This is a genomic window from Ruegeria sp. CJ9, from assembly GCF_056536625.1.
Map to the genome: position 1 here is coordinate 35,855 of NZ_JBQFPY010000015.1, position 21,678 is coordinate 57,532.

Annotated in this window: 20 protein-coding genes; 5 read left to right on the top strand and 15 right to left on the bottom strand. The window is 59.8% G+C overall.

The genetic code is table 11. The features are described from left to right. Nucleotides 1–141 precede the first annotated feature (141 nt). The 10 genes from ACR0AJ_RS20315 to ACR0AJ_RS20360 form a co-directional block, all read right to left on the bottom strand. A complete protein-coding gene (locus ACR0AJ_RS20315) occupies nucleotides 142–1,131 on the bottom strand; it encodes a nuclear transport factor 2 family protein (RefSeq protein ID WP_170349496.1) in 990 nt (329 codons plus the stop codon). Further along, nucleotides 1,128–2,171 carry a LacI family DNA-binding transcriptional regulator gene (locus tag ACR0AJ_RS20320; protein ID WP_217353036.1) on the bottom strand — a complete coding sequence of 348 codons (1,044 nt, stop codon included), beginning with the start codon at nucleotides 2,169–2,171 and terminating at the stop codon, nucleotides 1,128–1,130. The genes ACR0AJ_RS20315 and ACR0AJ_RS20320 overlap by 4 nt, the downstream gene beginning before the upstream one ends. Beyond that, on the bottom strand, nucleotides 2,171–2,935 hold the full coding sequence (locus tag ACR0AJ_RS20325) for an SDR family NAD(P)-dependent oxidoreductase (protein WP_480741785.1): 765 nt from the start codon (nucleotides 2,933–2,935) through the stop codon (nucleotides 2,171–2,173). The genes ACR0AJ_RS20320 and ACR0AJ_RS20325 overlap by 1 nt, the downstream gene beginning before the upstream one ends. Continuing rightward, nucleotides 2,935–3,987, bottom strand: a complete 1,053-nt coding sequence (locus ACR0AJ_RS20330) for an ester cyclase (RefSeq protein WP_480649366.1) — start codon at nucleotides 3,985–3,987, stop codon at nucleotides 2,935–2,937. Before ACR0AJ_RS20330 ends, ACR0AJ_RS20325 begins: the two co-directional genes overlap by 1 nt. Further along, nucleotides 3,984–5,315 carry a histidinol dehydrogenase gene (gene hisD, locus ACR0AJ_RS20335; RefSeq protein ID WP_170349500.1) on the bottom strand — a complete coding sequence of 444 codons (1,332 nt, stop codon included), beginning with the start codon at nucleotides 5,313–5,315 and terminating at the stop codon, nucleotides 3,984–3,986. Before hisD ends, ACR0AJ_RS20330 begins: the two co-directional genes overlap by 4 nt. 11 nt (nucleotides 5,316–5,326) lie before the next feature. Further along, nucleotides 5,327–5,857: an ester cyclase gene (locus ACR0AJ_RS20340; RefSeq protein WP_170361133.1), complete on the bottom strand. Its 531-nt coding sequence runs from the start codon at nucleotides 5,855–5,857 to the stop codon at nucleotides 5,327–5,329. Between the two features lie 126 nt (nucleotides 5,858–5,983). Next, nucleotides 5,984–7,138: a carbohydrate ABC transporter permease gene (locus ACR0AJ_RS20345; RefSeq protein WP_480649368.1), complete on the bottom strand. Its 1,155-nt coding sequence runs from the start codon at nucleotides 7,136–7,138 to the stop codon at nucleotides 5,984–5,986. A gap of 1 nt (nucleotide 7,139) precedes the next feature. After that, nucleotides 7,140–8,162 (bottom strand): carbohydrate ABC transporter permease, encoded by a 1,023-nt coding sequence (locus tag ACR0AJ_RS20350; protein ID WP_170349503.1) that lies wholly within the window; start codon nucleotides 8,160–8,162, stop codon nucleotides 7,140–7,142. Between the two features lie 67 nt (nucleotides 8,163–8,229). Then, a complete protein-coding gene (locus ACR0AJ_RS20355) occupies nucleotides 8,230–9,441 on the bottom strand; it encodes an ABC transporter substrate-binding protein (protein ID WP_170349504.1) in 1,212 nt (403 codons plus the stop codon). 48 nt (nucleotides 9,442–9,489) lie between these two features. Continuing rightward, nucleotides 9,490–10,563: an ABC transporter ATP-binding protein gene (locus ACR0AJ_RS20360; protein ID WP_170376623.1), complete on the bottom strand. Its 1,074-nt coding sequence runs from the start codon at nucleotides 10,561–10,563 to the stop codon at nucleotides 9,490–9,492. Nucleotides 10,564–10,727: 164 nt separating this feature from the next. Between ACR0AJ_RS20360 and ACR0AJ_RS20365 the strand changes: the two genes are divergently transcribed. Continuing rightward, on the top strand, nucleotides 10,728–11,726 hold the full coding sequence (locus tag ACR0AJ_RS20365; RefSeq protein WP_480741789.1) for an ester cyclase: 999 nt from the start codon (nucleotides 10,728–10,730) through the stop codon (nucleotides 11,724–11,726). After that, nucleotides 11,723–12,586: an amidohydrolase family protein gene (locus ACR0AJ_RS20370; protein WP_480741791.1), complete on the top strand. Its 864-nt coding sequence runs from the start codon at nucleotides 11,723–11,725 to the stop codon at nucleotides 12,584–12,586. The genes ACR0AJ_RS20365 and ACR0AJ_RS20370 overlap by 4 nt, the downstream gene beginning before the upstream one ends. A 141-nt stretch (nucleotides 12,587–12,727) precedes the next feature. Here ACR0AJ_RS20370 and ACR0AJ_RS20375 read toward each other — a convergent pair whose 3' ends face one another. The 3 genes from ACR0AJ_RS20375 to ACR0AJ_RS20385 all read right to left on the bottom strand — a co-directional run bounded on the left by ACR0AJ_RS20375 (nucleotide 12,728) and on the right by ACR0AJ_RS20385 (nucleotide 15,749). Continuing rightward, nucleotides 12,728–14,266, bottom strand: a complete 1,539-nt coding sequence (locus ACR0AJ_RS20375; protein ID WP_170349508.1) for a tripartite tricarboxylate transporter permease — start codon at nucleotides 14,264–14,266, stop codon at nucleotides 12,728–12,730. Between the two features lie 10 nt (nucleotides 14,267–14,276). Continuing rightward, on the bottom strand, nucleotides 14,277–14,708 hold the full coding sequence (locus ACR0AJ_RS20380) for a tripartite tricarboxylate transporter TctB family protein (RefSeq protein ID WP_170361122.1): 432 nt from the start codon (nucleotides 14,706–14,708) through the stop codon (nucleotides 14,277–14,279). Between the two features lie 72 nt (nucleotides 14,709–14,780). Continuing rightward, nucleotides 14,781–15,749, bottom strand: a complete 969-nt coding sequence (locus ACR0AJ_RS20385; RefSeq protein ID WP_170349510.1) for a Bug family tripartite tricarboxylate transporter substrate binding protein — start codon at nucleotides 15,747–15,749, stop codon at nucleotides 14,781–14,783. Between the two features lie 152 nt (nucleotides 15,750–15,901). Between ACR0AJ_RS20385 and ACR0AJ_RS20390 the strand changes: the two genes are divergently transcribed. The 3 genes from ACR0AJ_RS20390 to ACR0AJ_RS20400 are packed head-to-tail and all read left to right on the top strand — an operon-like array spanning nucleotide 15,902 to nucleotide 18,994. Next, entirely contained in the window at nucleotides 15,902–16,573 is a 672-nt protein-coding gene (locus tag ACR0AJ_RS20390) for a response regulator transcription factor (protein WP_480649375.1), read from the top strand. Beyond that, the gene (locus ACR0AJ_RS20395) at nucleotides 16,566–17,963 is read left to right on the top strand and encodes a sensor histidine kinase N-terminal domain-containing protein (RefSeq protein ID WP_480649377.1); all 1,398 of its coding nucleotides are present in this window, start codon (nucleotides 16,566–16,568) and stop codon (nucleotides 17,961–17,963) included. Before ACR0AJ_RS20390 ends, ACR0AJ_RS20395 begins: the two co-directional genes overlap by 8 nt. After that, nucleotides 17,960–18,994: an ABC transporter substrate-binding protein gene (locus ACR0AJ_RS20400; protein ID WP_170376611.1), complete on the top strand. Its 1,035-nt coding sequence runs from the start codon at nucleotides 17,960–17,962 to the stop codon at nucleotides 18,992–18,994. Before ACR0AJ_RS20395 ends, ACR0AJ_RS20400 begins: the two co-directional genes overlap by 4 nt. Before the next feature lie 4 nt (nucleotides 18,995–18,998). Here the strand turns inward: ACR0AJ_RS20400 and ACR0AJ_RS20405 are convergent, their stop codons facing one another. Together ACR0AJ_RS20405 and ACR0AJ_RS20410 are read right to left on the bottom strand one after the other, a co-directional pair. Next, nucleotides 18,999–20,540: a heme biosynthesis protein HemY gene (locus ACR0AJ_RS20405; RefSeq protein WP_170349514.1), complete on the bottom strand. Its 1,542-nt coding sequence runs from the start codon at nucleotides 20,538–20,540 to the stop codon at nucleotides 18,999–19,001. 10 nt (nucleotides 20,541–20,550) lie between these two features. Beyond that, nucleotides 20,551–21,678: COG4223 family protein (locus ACR0AJ_RS20410; protein WP_480741793.1), on the bottom strand; the 1,128-nt coding region annotated here is incomplete at its 5' end.

Here is a 21,678-nt window from a genome sequence, read left to right on the forward strand (position 1 = left end):
TTGGATTTTGGGGGAAAGATGGGATCAATTCCCGCCCCCCGGAGGCCGATTGTTCAGACGTCGTGCGCGCAGCGACGCACGATGGGTATGATAGCGCCGTGCAGTCTGGCTGGCGTTCAGGGATGAGACCATCGCGGTCACCTAGCCCTCTCCACCCTGCAGCAGGATCTGTTTCCAGACCGAAGTTTCGTCGAACAGCGTGTACTCGCGCCGCAGCTGTGGCTGACCGCCGATCAGCGCACCAAACTCAGCATGGCTGATCCCCAGAACATAGACCTGCGCGCCGGTTGGGGCGCCAAATGCACCCCAGCCATCATGTTTACCCCACAGGCTCCAGCGCACGGCAGCACGGGGCGGCATGTTCGGATCATCGCGACCAATCTGGTGTTCAACCTTGAATTCCGCATTGGGGAAGCTGGCCCGCAGACCCATCCAGAACCGATCCACCGCATCCCAGCCATGGCCAGTGACACCGCCGACATATTCTGATTGCACGGCGCGGTCATACTCGGCCTCGATCACGCCCATATCGGCATTCATGATCTTGGTCAGGATATAGGCATAGCGCTGACCCCATTCATTGTCATTGCCCTTGCCTTTATAAGGGCCGGGCTGGTCGGTTTCCGGCGTCAGCGGTTTGACGCAGTTCTCTGGCCCGCCCTCGCGCGCGATCAGGTCGGCAGCGTATTCCTTGGGGTCCCAGCCCATCTGCCGGACGATGGCACCCTGATCGCGGATCAACCATTCATCGTCGATCTGATTATCTTTGGCGTGACAGTCGGCCAGAATCCGATAGCGCAGCTTTGTGCCGGTCGGCTTGCCATACACCCCTTCGGCCAAATGCGTCGCGGTGGAGATAATCCGATGCGAGCTTAACATCCCCTCTTCCGGCGTGCCGGACCAGATCACATCCTCGCCCAACAGCTGCCGATCCGGAAACTCAGCCAGTGTTGCCATGGTGGCGCCGATGACGTTCTGATTACCCAGAACAACGGACCCGGGCGAGCGCACGACGATATCCTTGCTGTAGTAGTCGTGCAGCGTTGCGATGCCCCGGTCTTCCCAAATTTCCTTGGTGATACCGATGATATAGTCGGGAAAATCCCGGAACTTCGGATCGAAGCCTTTCATATGTCTGTCCTTTGTGGGGTCCACCCTTTTGGCAACCGGGCCGAGGTACGTACAATCAGCGGCCCGTCTATGGCCACCTTGCGCGCCGCGGCGGCTGCCGGATTTTCGATATGATCCAAAAGCGCGTCTACGGTTTCAGTAACCATCAGATTGGCCCGCTGTCGGATCGTCGTGAGGTTATAGGCAAGCCACCCCGCCTGCGGGACATCATCGTACCCGATCACCGAGACATCTTCGGGCACACGCAGGCCAAGCTCAAAGCGGATGACATCCATGACGGCCAGCGCCATATGGTCATTGGCCACGAACACGGCATCCGGCCTGTCATCCGGTGCAACATCAAACATGCGACGTGCAGCCGTTCGGGCATTTTCGGTGTGAAACTCACCCACACCATGGGCAAACACGGTCTCACCGGCCTCAGCCAATGCCGCCCGGAACCCGGCCTCGCGGTCACGCTGGGTCGAGGCACCCTGCCAACCCGCGATATAAGCAATGCGACTGTGGCCAGCGGCAACCAGGAACTCGGCCACCTTGCGGCCACCGGCATAATTGTCAGACGTGACCGACGTGATCCCGTCCAGGTCCTGACTTCGGTTGAACAGCACCACGGGTACACCCGCCTGTTGACAGCGCGTTGCAATATCTGACGACATCGCAACCGAGGCCAAAACAACGCCATCCACCTGATAGTCGAGGATTTCCTCCATCACGTCATCAATGTTACCCGCCGTGCGAGAAGCCATGAAGATCAGCACGTGATACCCCTGTTCTTGCAGAGCGTTGGACAGTTTCTCAAGCGCTTCGGGATAGAAGTAGTTGTCCAGATAGGCGACCACCAGACCGATGATACGGCTTTTGCCCGACACCATTGCGCGCGCCAGAACATTGGGTCGATACCCCAGCTCTGCCGCCGCCTTGCGCACCTTTTCTTCAGTCTTTTTGCTGACCGAGGCACCCGGCGTGAACACCCGGCTAACCGCCGACTGACTGACGCCTGCCAGTTGCGCAACCTGAAGGGATGTGACTTTTTCTGCCATCAATCCGCTGTCCACCCCCCGTCAATCAACATCGAAGTTCCGGTCACCAAAGCCGAGGCGTCCGAGGCCAGATAGGTCACCGCGCCCATGATGTCTTCGACCTCACCGACACGGTCCAGCTTGATCTTCTCCATGATCCAGGCGGCGCGCTCGGGGTCATCGAAGGTGGCTTGCGTCAAGGGTGTGCGAATGAAGGTCGGGCAGACCGTGTTGATGCGGATGCGCTGCTTTCCCCATTCGATTGCCATGGCTTTGACCATACCCTCAAGCCCGTGCTTGGTGGCACAATACAGCGCCCGATCGACCCCGCCGACATGGCCCATCTGGCTTGAGATATGGATGATCGAGCCCGGCCTGCCCGTCGCCATCAATGCCTTGGCCGCATAGGCCGACAGGAAATAAGCCGACCGCAGATTTACATCCGTGACCGCATCGAAATCCTCGGGCGTGGTGTCGATCGCCGCGCTGTGGCGCGCGGTTCCGGCGGAATTCACCACGACGTCAAAGACGCGCCCATCAAACAGCTGTTGCAGGGCATTCAAATCGCCCTGATCCACAACCGCAGCTTCGGCCGACCAGCCCTGCGCCAGCAACGCCGCGACGGTTTCAGCCAGCCGGTCTGCCCCACGCGCGGCGCAGACCACATGCGCCCCGGCCTCGGCCAAGGCCACCGCACAGCCCTGTCCAATCCCCGAGGACGCGCCGGTCACAAGGGCGGTTTTGCCGTTCAGCGAAAACGAAGGGGTGCGGGGCAGGTCAGTCATCAGCTCATTCCATCAGGCGTTTCAATGCGGCCCAGATTCCGGGCCTTGTTGAATTCACGCAGACGGGCGAAAACGTCAACGCCAAGCTGGCGGTAGGCATCCAGAAGATCGACCAGCACCCAGTTTTCGCGTATGCGCCCGTTTTCCAATCGCCAGAAATCCAGACTGCACATGGCGATTTTCTTGCCCGAGGGCGCAATCCCCATCCATCCGTCATGGGTAACCGTCTGGATCATGTTCGGCCAGCCGGTCACAGCCGCATACTCGCCATCACCAAAGAAATGATAGGTGATGTCGTCCACATACTGCCCGCGATCCGGCATGCCGTTCAGGAACGGAATCTGATGCCAGTTGCGAAACCCTGCGTAACCGCGCCCGGTGCCGATGCCCGAAGGCCCGTACCAGTTCATGCGTGGATGCCAGAACCGCTCCATCTCCATCACTTCGGGGCCACCTTGTGACGGGTGTTTTTTCAAGTGTTCCAGCATGTCGATAATGTGTTGGCACGTCGCCTTGCCCTTGGCCGCATCGTAAGGTCCGGGCACGAACCCGTCCTGAGTGGCTGGTCCGGGCACATGCCATTCACGGCCAAGGCTGGGGGCCATCGGCCAGGCGTTGGCCTGCATCATCACCTCAGGGATGTCCCAGAGCGCCTGAACCTCGACGACCTGTCCGTCCACGAAACGATAGAATTCGTGAAACCGCATGGTGACCTGATGGCCCGTCGGTGGGATATCCAGCCAAGGCCCGGTGAAGGTACCGGTGTAATACCCCCCGCACCCGACCCAATCCGCGCCGTTTTCGTCCGGCCCGGCCATGACGATATAGTCGCGACGCTCCAGATCGGGCCATGCGTCCAGCAGGTCCTTATAGGCGAAGTCGTAATATGCATCGCTGCCGATACTGTCACCAAAGGGATGGCATAGGTGGAACACTGCATCCGATGTCGTGACCTCAGCCAGCGCCTTGCGGACGCCGGCTTCGGAAAAGTCATACATCGCGGCCCTGAGCAAAGCGATCAGGGCCTTATGCTGTGTGTGCTTGTCGCTCATTCAGCGGCATCCCGATACGGTGCGGGCTTGCCGTAAGGCACGTTGATACCGCCATAGCGGCGCACCCGCACGTTGCACTGTTCAGCATGGCCCACAAAACCTTCAAGCATGCACAGGCGCGACCCATATTCGCCAATCAACGTCGCCGCCTCGTCGGTCAGAACCTTTTGATAGCTATGCGTTTTCAGATACTTACCCACCCAAAGACCGCCAGTATAGCGCCCGGCTTTCTTCGTTGGCAGGGTGTGGTTTGTTCCGATCACCTTATCCCCGTTCGAGACATTGGTGCGCGGACCAAGAAACAACGCGCCATAGCAGGTCATGTTCTCAAGGAACCAATCATCCCTATCTGTCATCACCTGCACATGTTCGGATGCGATATCATCGGCGACCTGCAGCATCTCATCATATGTGTCGCAAACGATCACTTCGCCATATTCGTCCCACGATACTTTCGCGGTGCCTGCCGTGGGTAGGATTCCCAGCAGACGGTCGACCTCGGCCATCGTATCCTCGGCCAGTTTGCGCGAGTTGGTCAGCAGCACGCAAGGACTGTTATAGCCGTGTTCCGCCTGACCCAGCAGGTCGGTCGCGCAGAGTTCCGCATCGGCGGCAGTCTCGTCGGCGATGACCATGGTCTCGGTCGGGCCAGCGAACAGGTCAATGCCGACACGGCCGAACAGTTGCCGCTTGGCTTCGGCCACAAAGGCGTTGCCCGGACCGACCAGCATATGCACGGGGTCAATCGTTTCGGTACCCAGCGCCATCGCGCCGATGGCCTGAATGCCGCCCATGACATAGATCTCATGGGCGCCGCCCAGATGCATCGCGGCAATCACCGCTGCGTTCGGCTTGCCATTGAACGGAGGTGTACAGGCGATGATGCGCGGCACGCCCGCCACCGAAGCCGTCGCCACCGACATATGCGCCGAGGCGACCATCGGGAATTTGCCACCGGGCACATAGCATCCCACCGACTGCACGGGGATGTTCTTGTGGCCCAGAATGACGCCGGGCAGGGTTTCGACCTCGATATCCACCATGGAATCGCGCTGCGCTTGCGCAAAGTTGCGCACCTGTTCCTGCGCGAATTTGATATCGGCCAGTTCACGGTCGGTCAGTTGCCCGATGAGGTCGTCAATGTCCTGCTGAGACAGGCGGAACGACGGGGGCGAATAGTTGTCGAACTTTTCGCTCAGCTCGCGCACGGCCACATCGCCACGGGTTTCGATGTCTTTCAGGGTCGCTTCGACCACAGCGCGGGTTTTGGCGTCATCTTCGGCCCGGTCAGCATCAGATTTACCGCGTTTGAGATACTCGATTGTCATGTTTCCAATCCTCAGTTTTCCGGCCGGGGCGCTACTTTTTCACCCCGGTCAAAAGCTTCCCAGCCTTCCCCGTTGAACAGATCGACACCCAGCTGCGCCGCGACATGTGCGAAATCGACGTTCACCCAGTTGTCGACGATCTTGCCATCGACCACTTTCCAGAAATCCATGTACCGGATCTCGACCCGTTTGCCGGTGGGGGCGATGCCCAGAAACTCACCGGAATGGGTCGCCTCTTGGCGGCCAAACGCTGCGGCCCATTCGCCCATATACAGGCGGGCCTCATCAATGCAGGTCTTGTCCGAGAACGCGGCCTGAAACGGGCGCTGCCAGTTGTCCTGAAACTCTTGCAGGCCGGTCTTGGTGCCACAGCCCTGATTGCCCATCCAGCGAAAGCCCTGGGCAAAGAACTCGCCAATGTCATCAATGCGGTGGTCATTCAGGCCATCGACCATGGTTTCGATCACGCGGCGCGTGTCTTCGGTTTTGTCCAGGTCCGTGTCGCGGGTTAGAACCGCTTGTTCGGGGCGGGAACCTTTCATCTTTCTATCCTTTCAGGTTGCCGAGGGAGGGATTGGGTCAAGAAACCCCAATGCTTAGAAAATCCCTGGGCATCCTGTTCAGCGCCGGGTGGCGCGACAGGGCGTTATGGCGTGCGTTCTTGCTCATTACCCTTTCACCGCTCCGGCGGTCAGACCGCTGACGATCTGGCGCTGGAAGATCAGAACAAGAAAGATCAGCGGCGCGGTGATCGATACGGCGGCTGCCACAGCGACCACCTGATCGGTTGTCGTGGTCTCGCGGTTGAACATGCCGACAATGGCGGGAACCATGGTCTGGTTCTGCGCATCCAGCAGCAGCGACGTGACGAGGATGTCGTTATACGCCAGCAGAAAGCTGAACAGCCCGGTGGTGATCACGCCCGGCCACATCACCGGCATGATCACGCGTCGGAACGCCTGGAAGTGATTGCAGCCATCAACGCGCGCGGCCTCATCCAGTTCGGCCGGGATATTCTGGAAGAATGACCGCAGCATCCAGATCGTAAAAGGCTGGTTGATCGCCACCAGCACCGCAATCACGGCAAATGGCTTACCGTACAGCGTCGGTGCGTTTTCCCCCAGGATCGGCGCCAACCATTCGGATGAGCTGATGAAGACCGGCAGATAGCTAGCCACCAGCGCCGAGGGCGGCAGCGCGCGGAAGATCAGCGCGACGATCAGCAGCCAGAACGCAAGGGTCGATCCGGACCGGGCCAACCCATACCCCGCCAGCGTCCCCACCGACAGCGATAAGACAACAACTCCCGTGGTTACGATCAGCGAATTCTTGAAGTTGTTCGAAAATCCACGGTCGATCCAAACGGTTTTATAGTGTTCGGTCGTCAGCCCCAATATGTCCCGCCCCAGAGGGCCAAAGAGCGGGTTCAGTATGCTCAGAACGGCGGGCAGGATCACGAAGAATACGATCAGAAAGGCCACCACGGCGGCCAGAATGCCAATCACCCAGCCAAACCACTCCTGACCTTCTTTGGAATAGGCTTTGATCATCCCAGGCATCTTTTTGGTCACCAGAGCAATCGTGCCCCAGATCACCCCGATCCCCAGAATGATATCGAGCAGCGAAATCCCCTTGCCATTGGCCAGCGTTGCCGGCCCGAAGATCACGTTCAGGGCATTACCGTCAAAGGCGTCGACTGGGGATTTGAAGCTCATCACCGTGATCCAGAAGATCGGAAAGATGGCGACAATGCACCAGAAGGCCAGGAAGATGTTTGAAGTCAGCCGCAGGCTGAGCGGTTGGCGAAGCGCGCGCGAGGACATGTCAGTGACCTCCTTTGTGATCGCGCCATGTCCGGCGCAGCGGGAAGATAAGCAGGATGGCAATACCGATCATGGTGAGCATGGCGCTGGCCGAAGCCCGGCTGATCGAACGGTTGCCCGCCTGATCAGGCACCAGGAAGTCATAGGTCAGCCATTGTAGTGAGATGACATAGCCTTGGCTGGCGAAACCGACGATCTCTTCGAACACCCGATAGCTGTCCATCAAGTGGATCATCGACACAAAGATGATCAGCGGCATCAGATGCGGGATGACGATGTATTTCATCCGCTGCCACCGGGTTGCGCCGTCAATCACAGCACTTTCCAGACTGTCCTGATTGACCGTTTGCAAACCGGCGTAAAACACGATGGCGGCAAAGGGGGCGACGTGCCAGACGCGGTACAGCATCATCAGCACCTCAATTGTCCAGGCCTGCGCAAACAGCGCGATATCGCGGTTCAACCACCACTCCAGCAGTGCCGTCAGGATACCGTCGCCGCGAAACAGCCAGTTGACCGACAGCACCCCGATCACCGGGGTAATGATGAAGGGCAACAGCGAAATAAAGATAACCGGCCCTTTTATCGCCTGCGCGGCATTGTTGATCAAAACGGCGATCCCCAGCCCGCAGACGATGACCAGCGGCAGGGTGATCAGCGTGAACGTCAGCGTGAACCGCAGCGCTTTCCAGAAGTTGATGGTGGACAACACATTCCAGCTGCCCTCGCTGATCGCGCGCCATGCACGTTCAGGCTCCAGCACGTTGCGGTAGCTTTCCAGCCCGACATACTGGGTCTGCATGATGACCTTACCCTCTTCGTCGAGTTGGGGTTGCGAAACCGTCTCGGTCACACAGGTCTGGGTCAGAAAGCCGGGGGTGCAGGTTTCAACTTCCACCGTCTCATAGATCGGTTGGGTGACATAGAAACTCTGCTTGAACACGCTGATCAGCGGGAACGCGATAAAGAGAAGCATCATAAAGACAGAGGGGCCAACAAAGGCGGCAAATGTCCGGAAATTCATGGCTCTGCCTTTCTCATGGTTCTCAATGGGAAGGGTGCAGGAGGACCGAGGCCCTCCCGCGGGAGGATCAGTTGTTGATCAAACCGGCTTCTTTGGCTGCGGTGATGTAATCCGCCTCGATATCGGCCAGTGTGGTTTGCGCGTCCTTGGCGCCGGTCATGAAATCAGCCAGACCGTTGCCCAATGCAGTGTGCATGATGCCCATCGGGCCCGAAGCCGGGTATGCCTTGGCCCCGGCTTGGGCGGATGCAGCCGCACCGGCGGCCAGTTCACCTGCCTTGTAGGCCGGGTTCAGCCAGACGGCAGCGTCATTGTTGGCACTGACCATTTCCTCATCCATGCCTTCAAGCATGACACGGAAGGCGGCGTCGGCCTCTTCATCGCTCATGTTCGAGGCCAGAACGAAACCGTCCCACCAGATCGTGGTGGCCGGTGCAGCCGAGCCCATCGGAGCCGCCGACATGGTAACCTTGCCCACCACCTGGCTTTCGGCTTCGTCGTTCATTGCAGCGGCGCGGCTGGCCCACAGGTTTGCCATGGCAATCTTGCCCTGCTGGAACTGCTGCTGAACGTAAGTTGAATCCGAGACCAGATATTCCGGATCCATATAATCGGTCATGGCCTTCAGGGTTTCCAACGCCTTAACGCCCTGCTCGTTATTGATCGCAGGCATGTTGCCGTCGCCAAAGAAAGATCCGCCTTCACCCATATACATGTTGATGAATTCCTGGCCGAGGTTCCAACCGGTCTTGAAGGTGCCGCCGATCGGGTATTCCATAACACCCGCATCTTTGATCTTGGCGGCGGCGGCCAGAACGTCATCATAGGTTGCGGGCTCGGCAATACCCAGGTCGGCCAGAACGTCGTTGCGGTACATCATGTGCTGTGCGTTCACCATCATGGCAATCGCCATGGTCTTGCCATCCACTTTGATCAGCTGGTTTGGCAGCAGGTTCTGTCCGTATTTCTCGACCAGATCATCCAGCGGCCGGATCGTGCCTGCATTCAGCAACGGGATCAGTGTCGTGTTCGACACCCCACCGATCTGATAGAGCGACGGGCTGGCTGCAAAAGCCTCGGGCTGTTTCTCGCGGAATTCCTGGTCCAGCGAGGCATTGAAATTGCCGCATTCGGCCATCGCATCGGTGACGGCTTTCCAGGCCTCGAAACCAGCCGAGAGCGATTTGAGCGGTACGTCATTTTCAAACGAACAGGCAGCCCATGTGCCACTTGCCGCGATGGACATGGCACCTGCCATGAGGATCGTCTTGAGTTTCATGCGTTTCTCCCTGTCAGGATCGGTCCGTCGTCGACGTCCGGACCGGTGTTATGCCCGTATGGGCTGTTCGTGGGGTTGTTCCCCGATCCGCGCACCGCTTCCAGCTTCGAAGAGGTGACAGATTTCTTTGGGCACCGAGAACGAGACGGAATCTCCAATCTCGGCGCGGAAGGCTTTGTCGGCTTTGACCGATACCAGCGCACCGCCGACCCGGACCGAGATCATGGTCGCGTCGCCCAGCAGTTCCAGCGTGTAGATCGGTGCGGTGATTTCGCCCTGCCCTTCGGCAAGGCCAGCATCTTCAGCGCGGAAGCCCAATGTCATCGGACCGTCCGGTGCGTCGACCGGAATCGCTACATGTTCGGCGCGGAACACACCGCCCGAAACCTCGCCATCCATCAGGTTCATCGCCGGTGAGCCGATAAAGCTGGCCACAAAAGTATTGGCGGGCCGGTCGTAAATATCGGTCGGGCTGCCGACCTGCTGCACCACGCCTTGTTTCATCACAACAACTCGGTCGGCCAACGTCATCGCTTCGATCTGGTCGTGGGTCACGTAGATGGTTGTCACCGCCAGCTCGTGGCTGAGGTTCTTAATCTGAGCTCGGGTCGAAACACGCAGCTTGGCATCCAGGTTCGACAACGGCTCGTCCATCAGGAACACGTTCGGTTCCCGTACGATGGCGCGGGCCAGCGCCACACGTTGCCGCTGACCGCCTGACAATTCGGCGGGTTTGCGGTGCAAGAAATCGTCCAGTTCCACCATCGCGCTGGCCCGACGCACCTTGTCGTCATGGGTCGACGGGTCGATGCCGCGCACTTTCAAAGGAAAGCGGATGTTTTCGTAGACGTTCATGTTGGGATAGAGCGCGTAGCTCTGGAACACCATCGCCACATCGCGGTCCTTGGGTTCCAGATCGTTGACCACCTTGCCATCAACCAGAATTTCGCCCTCGGTGACGTCCTCAAGACCGGCGATCATGCGCATCGTGGTGGTCTTGCCACAGCCCGAGGGGCCCAGCAGAACCAGAAATTCGCGATCCGCGATGGTCAGGTCGAAATTGTGGACCCCAATGAATGACCCCCAGCGCTTGCCGACGTTGCGCAATTGAATTTCCGCCATGGTGCCCCCTGAAAGGATTCGTTTGCATACGTTTGCAAAACAGTAATTCGCATATATCAAAACAGGCAAGACTTTTTTGCATACGTATGCAAAAATACACGAAACCACCGAGTCGAATTCGCGGAATAGACCCCGCAAAACACTGATAAAGAACGGAAAGCACCGTGAGTTTTCAAACTGAAAAAAAGCTGATCCTGTCCTTCCATGACGCGCTTAGCCGCGCTAATGGGGATGAGTTGGCCACCGTCATGAAGCAGTATTGCGCACCGAATCTGGTGTGGCGCGGATTTCACCCGTTCGACGAAATCGCAGGCCCTGACGCGGTGGCGCGCAGGTTCTGGCAGCCGCTGAAACACAGTCTGACCCATCTACAACGCCGACAGGATATCTTTTTCGCGGGCCGAAATTCTTTGACCGAAGGGGGGGTCTGGGTGGTGTCGATGGGGCACCTCATGGGTCTGTTCGACGCGCCATGGCTGGGCATCCGCCCCACTGGCAAGATGGCCCTTCTGCGGTATTGCGAATTTCACAATGTTGCAGATGGCAAGATTTCCGAAACGGCAATGTATTTCGACATTCCGCACCTGATGGTTCAGGCCGGTCAGAACCCCTTTCCGCCACAGACCGCAGCGCATCTGGTGCAGCCCGGACCTATGACACATGACGGCATTCTGACCGAAGATCAGCCCGTCGACGAAGGTCACAAGACGCTGGAGGTCATCAACGCCATGATCTCGGACCTTGGGCAGTGGGACAGCGGCTTGTCCCTGACGGATGAGCTGGCGCAAACCTGGCACGAAGACATGATCTGGTGGGGGCCCGAAGGGATCGGTGCCACCTACACAATCGCGCGTTACGCGCAGCAGCATTCCGGCCCGTTTCGCGCGGCCTTCACCGAACGCTCAAAGACCCAACATATCTGCCGCATGGCCGAGGGGCACTATGGCGGCTTTTTCGGCTGGCCCAATTTCACCGCCGTGCCTACGGGCGGTTTCATGGGGATGCCCGCCACCGGAAAGGCGGCTGAGTTTCGGGTGATCGACATCTATCGCCGTGCGGATGACAAGCTGGCCGAGAACTGGATCTTCATCGATCTATTGCATTTCTGGAAACAACAAGGCGTCGATATATTGGCCCGCACAACCGGGATTGAAACACCATGAGGATTGATGCGCATCACCATCTGTGGGACCTGACCGCGGTGCATTATCCTTGGTTGATGGAAAAGGGCGCGGTGCGATTCTTCGGTGACCCCAGCCCCATTCAGCGGAACTATCTGCTGCCCGAGTTCCGAGCTGACGCTCAAGGATTTTCCGCCTCGGTCCATATCCAGGTAGGTGCGGCCGATCCCTGGGCCGAGGCGCAATGGGTCCAGTCTGTTGCCGATCAAAATCCCGACTGGCCACTGGTCCAGGTTGCCTTTTGTGATCTGACTGCACAGGACGTAACCGCGCAACTGGACCGTTTGCAAACCCTGCCCTCTGTGCGTGGGGTGCGTCAGATCATCGGCCGCGCACCGGGCGAGGATCAACTGTCCGGCACAAACGACCTGCTGGACAATCCAAGGTTTCTGGACGGGTTGAAACAACTGGGCGACCGCGGACTGTCATTTGACCTGCAATTGCTGCCAGAATTGATGGAGCAGACCGCCGCCGTTCTGGCGCAGGCCCCTGCGACGCGGGTGGCGCTGTGCCATGCAGGGTCACCCCATGACCGGTCGGAACAAGGGTTGCAACGGTGGGCGCAAGCACTGCATCACCTCTCGGCGCTGCCGCAGGTGACATGCAAACTGTCCGGTCTTGGCATGTTCGATCACAACTGGAGCGCCGACCGCGTGCGGCCCATCGTGGACACATGCCTGACCCAATTCGGGCCCCATCGGTGCATGTTCGGGTCGAATTTCCCGGTCGACAGCCTGTCTTCCACCTATGCGGTTTTGGTTGAAAGGCACGGCGCGCTGGTTCCCGAGCAAGACCACGATCTTGTCTTCGGAGGCACAGCGCGCCAGTTCTATCGCATCTAAGCAATCAGGGTCAGAAAACCGGCTGCATATGTGTTCCAACGACGCCTCAGCTCGGCATCCGAAACTACAATTCAGGCGAATCACCAAATCGAAAGACCCTGGGACGGCGCCGCCTACACGTGATCGGCGACGCCTGATCCATCAATCGCTGATCGCGCCTTCTTCATCGCGGCGCTGGTGCATCTTGGCTTTGACCCGTGCGCCCACGATCAGGGGCAGAACAAAGCCGATGATGGCAATGGTCCACAGCGCGATGGACAGCGGGCTGTCGATCAGGGTCCACCAGTTGCCGTTGTCGATGGTCACCGCACGACGCAGGTTGTTTTCCATCGAGTTGCCCAAAAGCGTGCCCAAGATAACCGGCACCAGCGGTACGTCCAGCTTGCGCAGAACCCACCCCATGACACCGAACCCGATCATCACCAGCAGATCAAAGCTGGAGCCCGAAATGCCATAGATACCCACAAAACTGACCATCGCCACGACGGGCATCAGAATGCGCGACGGCACCATCAGAACCCGCGTGAACAGGCCCACCATCGGGATATTCATCGCCAGCAGCATAAAGTTCGCGATGAACAGCGCCGCGATCAAGCCCCAGACCACATCTGGGTTCTGCGTGAACAGCAGCGGCCCCGGCGTGATATTCAGCGCCAGCAGGACCGCCAACAGCACGGCCGTGGTTCCCGAACCCGGTACGCCCAGCGCCAGCATTGGTACCAGAGCACCCCCGGCAGCGGCGTTGTTCCCGGCCTCGGGCGCCGCCACACCGCGCGGATCACCGGTGCCAAAGGTGTTTTCCTTGTCGACCAGCCGCTTTTCCATCGAATAGGAAATGAACGAGCCCAACGAAGCGCCTGCACCCGGTAAAACCCCGGCTATAAAGCCCAGGAAAGAGGTGCGCAGCATGGTCGGTGTGCATTTCCTGACCATCGACATCGGCGGGTAAAGCCGACCGATATTCAGCTTGCGCCCCTCGGCATCCGATCCGCCGTGGCGGTGTTCAAGAAAGATGAACACTTCGGACAAGGCGAACAAGCCGACGATGGCGACTAGAAAATCCAACCCGTCATACAGATGCACCTCGCCAAAGGTGAACCGCGGCACGCCGGTTTGTGTGTCGACACCAATGGTTGCCAGCCCAAGTCCCAATGCGGCGGCAAATGCCGATTTCGCCTGATTGGTCGACGACACGCCGCCCAACGTCATAAAGGCCAACGCGAACAGGGCGAAATATTCCGCCGGTCCAAACAACAGCGCGATCTTCACCAGCTGCGGTGCCAGAAAGATCAGGCCCCAAGTGGCCAGAAACGCCCCAACAAACGACGCGATGCCGGACAGCGACAGTGCCTCACCTGCGAACCCTTTTTTGGCCATCGGATGCCCGTCCAGACAGGTCATCATCGCGGGCTCATCCCCGGGGATATTCAAAAGAATGGATGAAATCCGTCCCCCATACATTGCACCGTAATAGACGCTGGTCAGCAGGATCAGCGAGGGTGTCGCCCCCAGACCTAGCGTGAACGCCAGCGGGATCAGAATAGCCACACCATTGGACGGGCCCAGACCGGGCAACGCACCCATGATTGTACCCAGAAAACAGCCCAGCAGGGCCAGCATCAGGTTCTGCCATGTCAGCGCGATGGCGAAACCGTCCCCAAGGGATGCTAATGTTTCCATGCCCCTCTCCTCAGAAGCCCAGCGGGCCGCGGGCCAGTGACAGACCCAGAACCAGATGGAAAATTACGTAAATACCTATGGATGTGCCGACGCCAACCAACACGCTTTCCAGCGGCCCGGCCCCCAGACGCCAGGCCAGATAGGTGGCGGCAAAGGCGGTGGCGATGACAAATCCCACAACGGGCAGCAATTCGGCGTAAAGGATCATCATGACTACGGCAGCGCCGATCTCAACCAGACGGCCCAGCGCGGGCCATTCGGGTTCGGTATCAGGGCGCAGGGCGATGACGATGCTCGACAGGCCTAGAATGGCAGCAATGATCAGCGGGAAGGCCTTGGGCCCGACGGCGTCAGACAAAAAGCTTTCCTCGATCGCCAGTGCGGAAAAGGCAAATCCGATGGCAAGTAGCAGTCCGACGACCCCGAAGATACGGTCACTCATCGGTGTCTCCTATAGTTCGGGTAAATGATTGGATCCGGGCACAGCCAGGTGCCCGGATCACAGTGAGTGGTGTTATTTGATAATCCCGATCTCTTTCGAGATGGTCTGGATCTGACCCACGGATTCAGCCACGAAGTTCTGGAAATCCGCGCCTTGCAGGTCCAGCGGTGCCAGACCGTTGGCGGCCATCACCTCTTTCCATTCATCCGAAGCGTAGAGATCACCGATCTTGCCGACCCAGTCTCCATAGGCGTCATCGGTCATGCCACCCGGGGCATAGAAGCCACGCCAGTTGGCGCCGATCGCGTCAATGCCTTGTTCCTTGGCGGTCGGGAAATCGGCGAATTCGCCGGGCAGACGTTCGGGTGCCAGCACCGCGATCACCTTGATGTCGCCCGAGTCTACGAAACCCTTGGCCTCGGAGATATCGCCGGTAAAGGCCTGAACCGACCCGGCCAGCAGCTGGGTCACGGCCTCACCACCGCCGTCAAAGGCGATGTATTTGACCGAGCGCACATCGTCGATGCCATATGCATTGGCCGCAATCAGAACCTTCAGATGATCCCAACCGCCCACGGCCGAGCCACCCGCAACCGACACGGCGGTTGGGTCGGCTTTGATCTGGTCCAGCAATTCAGGCAGCGTGTTGACCGGGCTATCTGCCGCAACGGCAATCACGCCGTAATCCGCGCCGATGGCCGCCAGCCACCGCACCTGATCCATGGTATTGCCGGGGTAAGCCCCCTGCGCCAGACGGGTGGCAGTGGCCGCACTGGCCGCCACGATCAGCTCATTATCCTCGCCGCGCTTGTTCACCACCTCGGCAAAAGCAACGCCGCCGCCGCCACCGGCAAGGTTCACCACTTGCATGGTCTGGTCGATCAGGCCCAGATCCTGCAGCGATTTACCCACCTGACGACAGGTGAAATCCCATCCGCCACCGGGGTTGGCCGGGGCGATACATTCCTGCGCGCTGGCCGCAACGCCGGACAGGGCAAAGACAGCAGCCGCAATCGCGCCACTGGTTCCAAACAGTTTCATTCGTGTCTCCTCCTCTGGTCTTTTTGGACTGCGCGTGCAGCCGAAACCGATCCCCGCAGGACACAAGGCCCGTTCTTGCAGGTTGAATCTGTTTACCGAATAATGCTGTCACGAACCTGTCAGGGTTCAGGCGTTCGCCTTGGGGAGGGGTCATGCGCGTATTGATGATCGAAGATGCCGAAGATCTGGCCGAAGGTGTGATAGCCCATCTCGCCCGGTCCGGTGTGGTATGTGATCTGGCCACAACCGTCGAAGCCGCCGGTGATTTTCGTGCAGTCCAAAGCTATGACGCCATGTTGCTGGATATAAACCTGCCCGATGGGTCCGGGTTAAGTTTCCTAGGCAAGATCCGCGCGGCAGGTGACCGTATCCCTGTGCTGATGCTGACCGCGCTGACCTCGGTCGAAGATCGGATCGCCGCGCTGGACAAGGGGGCCGATGACTATCTGGGCAAGCCCTTCGACCAGCGCGAGCTTGAGGCCCGGTTGCGCGCTCTGGTTCGTCGCGACGCCGACCGAAAATCCGAGCAGATCACGCTGGGCCCGCTGATCTATGCCCCCAAGGACCGCAGCGCCGCGCTGGAGGGCAAACGCCTGAACCTGACCGCGCGCGAGGCCGCTGTGCTGGACACACTGATCCGGCATGAGGGGCAATTCCTGTCGAAAACCCGGCTGTACGATTCGCTTTACGGGTTCGAGGATGCCGATGTCGGCGAAAACGCGATCGAGCTGTATATCGCCCGCCTGCGCAAAAAGTTCACCGGCAGTACGGTCAGCATCACCACCCGGCGTGGTGTCGGATACCGGATCGGTCTGGATGGCTAAGCTGCACCTGCCCCACAGCCTGACTGCCCGTGTTCTCAGCGCGGTGATGCTGATTTTGATACTGGGCGGCTGCCTTGTCGCTTTGTCGATCTGGGCCAATGGCAGATTGGCGGCGCGGCAGGCTTATGACCGGCTTTTGCTTGGCGCCGCCAGCGACATCGCCGAATCCGTGCGGATTCAGGACGGCGTACCCGTCGTAGACCTGCCGGTTTCCGCCTTTCAACTGCTGGCGCAGGCCCCTGAAGATCGGATTTTCTATGCGGTTCAAGTACCAGATGGCCCTTTTATCACCGGGTTGGATCGCGACACGGTGATCGACATACCGCAACAGCCTGGTGCTGCTCCGATCTATTTCGCCGCTGATCTGAACGGAGAACCTGCGCGCTTTGTCCGCCTGGCCCGCCTGTTTGCCGAACGCGAGTTTTCGGGCGAGGTGGAAATACTGGTCGGGCAGACCTTGCGCGCGCGTCAGATGATGACCGTTGGCCTGATGCGCGACGCCTTGCTGCCGATGGCGGTGGCGGGCGTTCTGTTGTTGGCGATGTCATGGATTGTCACCCGATCCGCCCTGCGCCCGCTTGAGGCCCTGTCCGAGGATCTGACCCGCCGCGATCCTCACGATCTGACCCCTATGGCCAGCGACGGCCTGCCGCGCGAACTGCAGTTGATGCTGAACGCGATGAACCGCTTTATGGGACGGCTGGACCGGCAGGTGGACACCATGCGCAACCTGATTGCCGACACGGCGCATCAGCTACGCACGCCGGTGGCGGCGATCCGGGTTCAGGCGGAAATTGCGCAGGATGATCCCGAACCCCCCGCCCGCAAACGGGCATTAGACCGGCTACTGGGCCGCACGCGCTCGCTGGGCACTTTGCTGGACCAACTGCTGTCCCGTGCCATGGTGATCCACCGCATCGACAGTGCCCCGCGCCTTCCCGTTGATCTGCGCGAGGTGGCATTGGACGTGCTGGAACAAAGCGATCATGAGCTTGTCGCCCCCGGGGTCGAAGTGCGGCTGGAGATCGGAGAAAATCCCGTTCTGGTAAATGCCGATGCCTTTTCTCTGGCCGAAGCTGCCAAAAACTTGTTGGGCAATGCGCTGCGGCACGGGCAACCCCCGGTCAGCATCGGGGCTGCGCAAGAAAGTGGCCGTGCCGTATTGTGGGTGCGCGATCATGGGCCTGGCCCGGCCACCCCTGTCGCCGAACAAATCGGTGATCGGTTCAATCGCACCACCGGCTCGGGCGAGGACAGCAGCGGGCTGGGACTGTCCATCGTGAAATCGACAGCCGAGGCGTTTGACGGCAAGGTTGAAATGACCCGCGACAACATTGGCTTTCGCGCCGCACTCAGCTTTCCTGCCACGACCTCAAGGGGGGTGGAATGATCCGCGCTTTGATGACCTGCCTTCTGTTTGCCCTGCCCGGCCTTGCATGCGCGCAGGAGGCCACGGCCAGCTTCGGTGACGGAGACGACCCGATGCTGATCCGTTCGACCACTGATATCGCCATCATCGCCCCGGTTCTTGAGCGGTTTGCCGACCAGAACCCCGACCTGCGGATCACGTATGAGCAATGGGGGTCAAACGCGCTGTTCCAGCACAGCCGGACGGTTTGCAAGAATGGTGAGAACCCGGCCGATGTGGTCTTTTCCTCGGCCATTCAGCAAATGGTCTGGCTGGTTAACGCCGCCTGCGGGCATCGTTACAGATCACCCCGAACCGAAGCCCTGCCCGCGGCCCGGCGTTGGCGGGATGAGCTGTGGGGGATCACCACGGAACCCGCGGTTATTGCTTATAACAAATCTCTGCTGTCAGATCAGGATGTTCCGCGCAACCGGTTTGCCCTGTTGGACGCCATGCGCACCCAGCCCGACCTGTTACGCGGGCGGGTGGCCACCTATGATATCGCCGCATCCGGGCTGGGGTACCTGTTTGCTTATGGCGACAGTCTTGAGGCCACGACATTCGGGTCCCTGATCGAGGGGTTTGCCCGCATCGACGCCGTGGCCACCTGTTGTTCCGCCGAAATCATCCGCGATGTGGCCGAGGGGCGGTTCTTGATCGCCTATAACGTTCTGGGCTCTTACGTAGCCAATGCCGATGCCCCCGGTGTGGGGGTGATCCTGCCCGAGGATTACACGCTGGTCCTATCCCGCGCCTTCATGATCCCGGCACAGGCGGAAAACAAGGATGCCGCCACCGGGTTTCTGGATTTCCTGCTGTCGCCTGAGGCACAAACCCTGCTGGCGGCCTCGGGCCTTGTCGCCCCGATGGACGCGGCTGAGACTGGCCTGAACCCTAGCGCCCGCCGATTTATCGCCCTGTCCCCAGCGCTGCTGGTGGCGCGCGATCAGAACCGTCGGGCCGAGCTGTTTAAACTCTGGAACGACGCATTCAACGTAGAAACTGCGCGTTAAGGCGTCAGGCCTGTTTTTCCACCACGGGTTCGACATCGGGCCGCACCGGTTCAACGTCAGGGCGGACAGGTTCGGCCTCCATCTCGATGATCTCGGGGGCCTCGGCCTCTTCGACCACGTCCTCTTCCGGCTCGGCTTCGGGCTCGGGTTCCGGCTCGACTTTGTCCTCCAGCGCGCCGACGATCAGCGGCAGCATATGCACACCAGTGGCCGTGGCGATCTCAGGCGTTTGCGGGGTCTGCCAACTGAGCGTGTCAAAGCTGCCGCAGTTCTGGCACACCGGTCCCCATTCGGGCTGGATGTCGTGGCAATTGTCGCAGACCCATTGCGGCCCGCGCGGCGCGTTCAGCGCCTTGGCCAGCCAGCCTTGCACAACAGCGTCCGAGGACCCTTCGCCCCGTTCTATCGCTGCCATCAGGGTATAGGCCCGCGCATCGGCCTGTTTTTCCACCACATCGCCCAGCGCGCGGCGGGCTTCAGGGAAGTCCTCGGCGACGATGTTCAACTCAGCCAGGATCAGGCGGGTTTCCAGGTTTTCGGGGTGGATACGGGTCAGGGCAGTGAACCGGGAGATCCGGGCCGCCGGTGTTTCATCCGGCGCAATCTCGGCAAAGGCATGGGCCAGATCGGGATGCGGTTGCACCTCCCAAGCCTTTTTCAGGATCTTGGTCGCAGCACGCGGCTTGCCCTTTTCAATATAGGCGCGCGCGGCCATCGCGGCGGCAGGCACCAGATCGGGTGACAGGCGGTTGGCCTCGATCGCGTGTTCCTGTTGTTCGACCGTGGCGCTGTCATCCAAAATGTCCTTGGCTTCGGACAGGGCCAGAACCGCGTCACGGCGCTTGAACACGTCGCGCGGTAGTTGGCCCGCCTTCAACTTGGCCGTCAGGGTTGATCGCGCTCCGGCCCAGTCCTGCGATTTGGTCTGCAGGCCCAGCAAAATATCTTGGGTTTCAGCGTGACGCGGTTTGATCGCCAGCGCCTTTTCAGCAAGCTTTCGGGCTGTGTCATCATCACCCTCGGCCAGTTTCTGCTTCATGATGCCGCGCACACCGACAAAGCGGGTGGCGTTATTGGTGACTAGTTTCTTGTAGGTCTCTGACGCCTTTTTCGTATCGCCATTCATCTCGGCAGCCTGTGCCACCAGCAGATTGGTCAGTTCCGGCTTGTTCAGCAGTTTCTCCGCCTTGGCGGCCTTGTTCATCGCCACGCGCCCCTCACCCGAGGCCAACGCCATCAGGCCATCCGCCAGCGCCTGATAACCGCGCTTCTCGCGGCTGCGGTCGAAATAGCGCGACAGGGCAGTTTCGTCGCCGTTGAGGAAATGCAATGTCGCGATCAGCAGGGTCAACAGCTTGAAGATCACCCAGATGGCCACCACAAGCACGCCCAGCGCGATCACCGATTGCAATGGCCCCAATGTAAATTCGGTGCCCGCAACGGTGATCTGCACGCCACCACTGGTTTCCATCAGGAACATGGCGCCCATGGCCAGCAGGCCGATAATCGCTACAAAAACAAGGATCTTTAACAATGACCACAGCATGGCAGGTCCTTCAGTTCGAGTTTACGCTGGATTGCAGCGCATTTGCGGCGTCCACGGCAGCCACACGTGTCTGGGCCGCCTGTTCCCAATCGGCCAATGCGGCCTGTGCCGTGTCGGGCAGAGATTTAAGCTCGCTCAGCGCGGTGGCGATATCCCCTTCGGACAGGGCTGCCTGTGCCCGTGACAGGACTGCGTCCGGGCCGTCACCATCTTGCGGCGTTACCGATCGCGCGCCGGTCTGCCGTTGCAGAAAAGCGACCAGCCCGGTTGTCTTGTCAGCATCGCGTGCATCGGCCAGCGCAGTGCGGGCTGCAGGCACAAAGGACTCGCGCAAGGCAGCAAGAGTTGCAACACCTTCCGTGGACGGTGTTGACAGGGCCTCTGGCACGTTCACGCCACCTGCCGTCAATTGGTCTACCAGGTCGTTATAAGGCTGGCCCGCCTCCAACTGCCCATGCACCTGAGACAGAACCGCGGCATTGGTCGCGGCCTGTGCCTTGACTGCGGCCTGCGCCTCAAGCGCTTGTGCATCCGAGACCATTTTCTCGACCTCAGCCCGCTGCGCGGTCAACGAGTCCTGCAGTTTCTTCAGTTCGGCCTCAAAGGCGGCCGACACCTCAGGCGAGGCGCCTTGCGTCAGGGCGCCGCTTTCCAGATCGTTCAGACGGCTGGCCAAGGGGTCAACCTTGCCAGCCAGCCCATCCAGGCTGGTTTTCAACGCCGCCAGATCCGAACTGAGCGGCGTGACCTGATCAGTCAGGGCCGCGATCTTGCTGTCTACGTCCGAACTGCCGGATTGGGATTCGGATAGGGATTTCGTCAGCGCTTCAATCTGACTGGCCTGGTCGCTCAACTTCGATTCAAGGGCTGTCAGCGCGTCAGACCGGCCCGAATTGAACATGCCCGCGCTGCCAGCGGCAAAGCCAATCGCCGCGGCAATTGCACCACCGATCAGGGCCGGGACAAAGCCGCCTCGCTTTTCTTCTTTGTGCGCCGCAGGCTCAGCGTGGGTCGGTTCCACGGCCATTTCGGCTTCGGCTTCGGCTTCGGCTTCGGCTTCGGCTTCGGCTTCGGCTTCGGCTTCGGCTTCGGCTTCGGCTTCGGCTTCGGCTTCGGCTTCGGCTTCGGCTTCGGCTTC

Excerpts from the sequence above, each read along its gene's own strand:
- ACR0AJ_RS20385 (WP_170349510.1), bottom strand. The coding sequence starts at position 15,749 with ATGAAACTGTTTGGAACCAGTGGCGCGATTGCGGCTGCTGTCTTTGCC.
- hisD (WP_170349500.1), bottom strand. The coding sequence starts at position 5,315 with ATGACAATCGAGTATCTCAAACGCGGTAAATCTGATGCTGACCGGGCC.
- ACR0AJ_RS20400 (WP_170376611.1), top strand. The coding sequence starts at position 17,960 with ATGATCCGCGCTTTGATGACCTGCCTTCTGTTTGCCCTGCCCGGCCTT.
- ACR0AJ_RS20355 (WP_170349504.1), bottom strand. The coding sequence starts at position 9,441 with ATGAAACTCAAGACGATCCTCATGGCAGGTGCCATGTCCATCGCGGCA.
- ACR0AJ_RS20395 (WP_480649377.1), top strand. The coding sequence starts at position 16,566 with ATGGCTAAGCTGCACCTGCCCCACAGCCTGACTGCCCGTGTTCTCAGC.
- ACR0AJ_RS20390 (WP_480649375.1), top strand. The coding sequence starts at position 15,902 with ATGCGCGTATTGATGATCGAAGATGCCGAAGATCTGGCCGAAGGTGTG.
- ACR0AJ_RS20320 (WP_217353036.1), bottom strand. The coding sequence starts at position 2,171 with ATGGCAGAAAAAGTCACATCCCTTCAGGTTGCGCAACTGGCAGGCGTC.
- ACR0AJ_RS20360 (WP_170376623.1), bottom strand. The coding sequence starts at position 10,563 with ATGGCGGAAATTCAATTGCGCAACGTCGGCAAGCGCTGGGGGTCATTC.
- ACR0AJ_RS20325 (WP_480741785.1), bottom strand. The coding sequence starts at position 2,935 with ATGACTGACCTGCCCCGCACCCCTTCGTTTTCGCTGAACGGCAAAACC.
- ACR0AJ_RS20405 (WP_170349514.1), bottom strand. The coding sequence starts at position 20,540 with ATGCTGTGGTCATTGTTAAAGATCCTTGTTTTTGTAGCGATTATCGGC.
- ACR0AJ_RS20375 (WP_170349508.1), bottom strand. The coding sequence starts at position 14,266 with ATGGAAACATTAGCATCCCTTGGGGACGGTTTCGCCATCGCGCTGACA.
- ACR0AJ_RS20340 (WP_170361133.1), bottom strand. The coding sequence starts at position 5,857 with ATGAAAGGTTCCCGCCCCGAACAAGCGGTTCTAACCCGCGACACGGAC.
- ACR0AJ_RS20315 (WP_170349496.1), bottom strand. The coding sequence starts at position 1,131 with ATGAAAGGCTTCGATCCGAAGTTCCGGGATTTTCCCGACTATATCATC.
- ACR0AJ_RS20330 (WP_480649366.1), bottom strand. The coding sequence starts at position 3,987 with ATGAGCGACAAGCACACACAGCATAAGGCCCTGATCGCTTTGCTCAGG.
- ACR0AJ_RS20345 (WP_480649368.1), bottom strand. The coding sequence starts at position 7,138 with ATGTCCTCGCGCGCGCTTCGCCAACCGCTCAGCCTGCGGCTGACTTCA.
- ACR0AJ_RS20380 (WP_170361122.1), bottom strand. The coding sequence starts at position 14,708 with ATGAGTGACCGTATCTTCGGGGTCGTCGGACTGCTACTTGCCATCGGA.
- ACR0AJ_RS20370 (WP_480741791.1), top strand. The coding sequence starts at position 11,723 with ATGAGGATTGATGCGCATCACCATCTGTGGGACCTGACCGCGGTGCAT.
- ACR0AJ_RS20350 (WP_170349503.1), bottom strand. The coding sequence starts at position 8,162 with ATGAATTTCCGGACATTTGCCGCCTTTGTTGGCCCCTCTGTCTTTATG.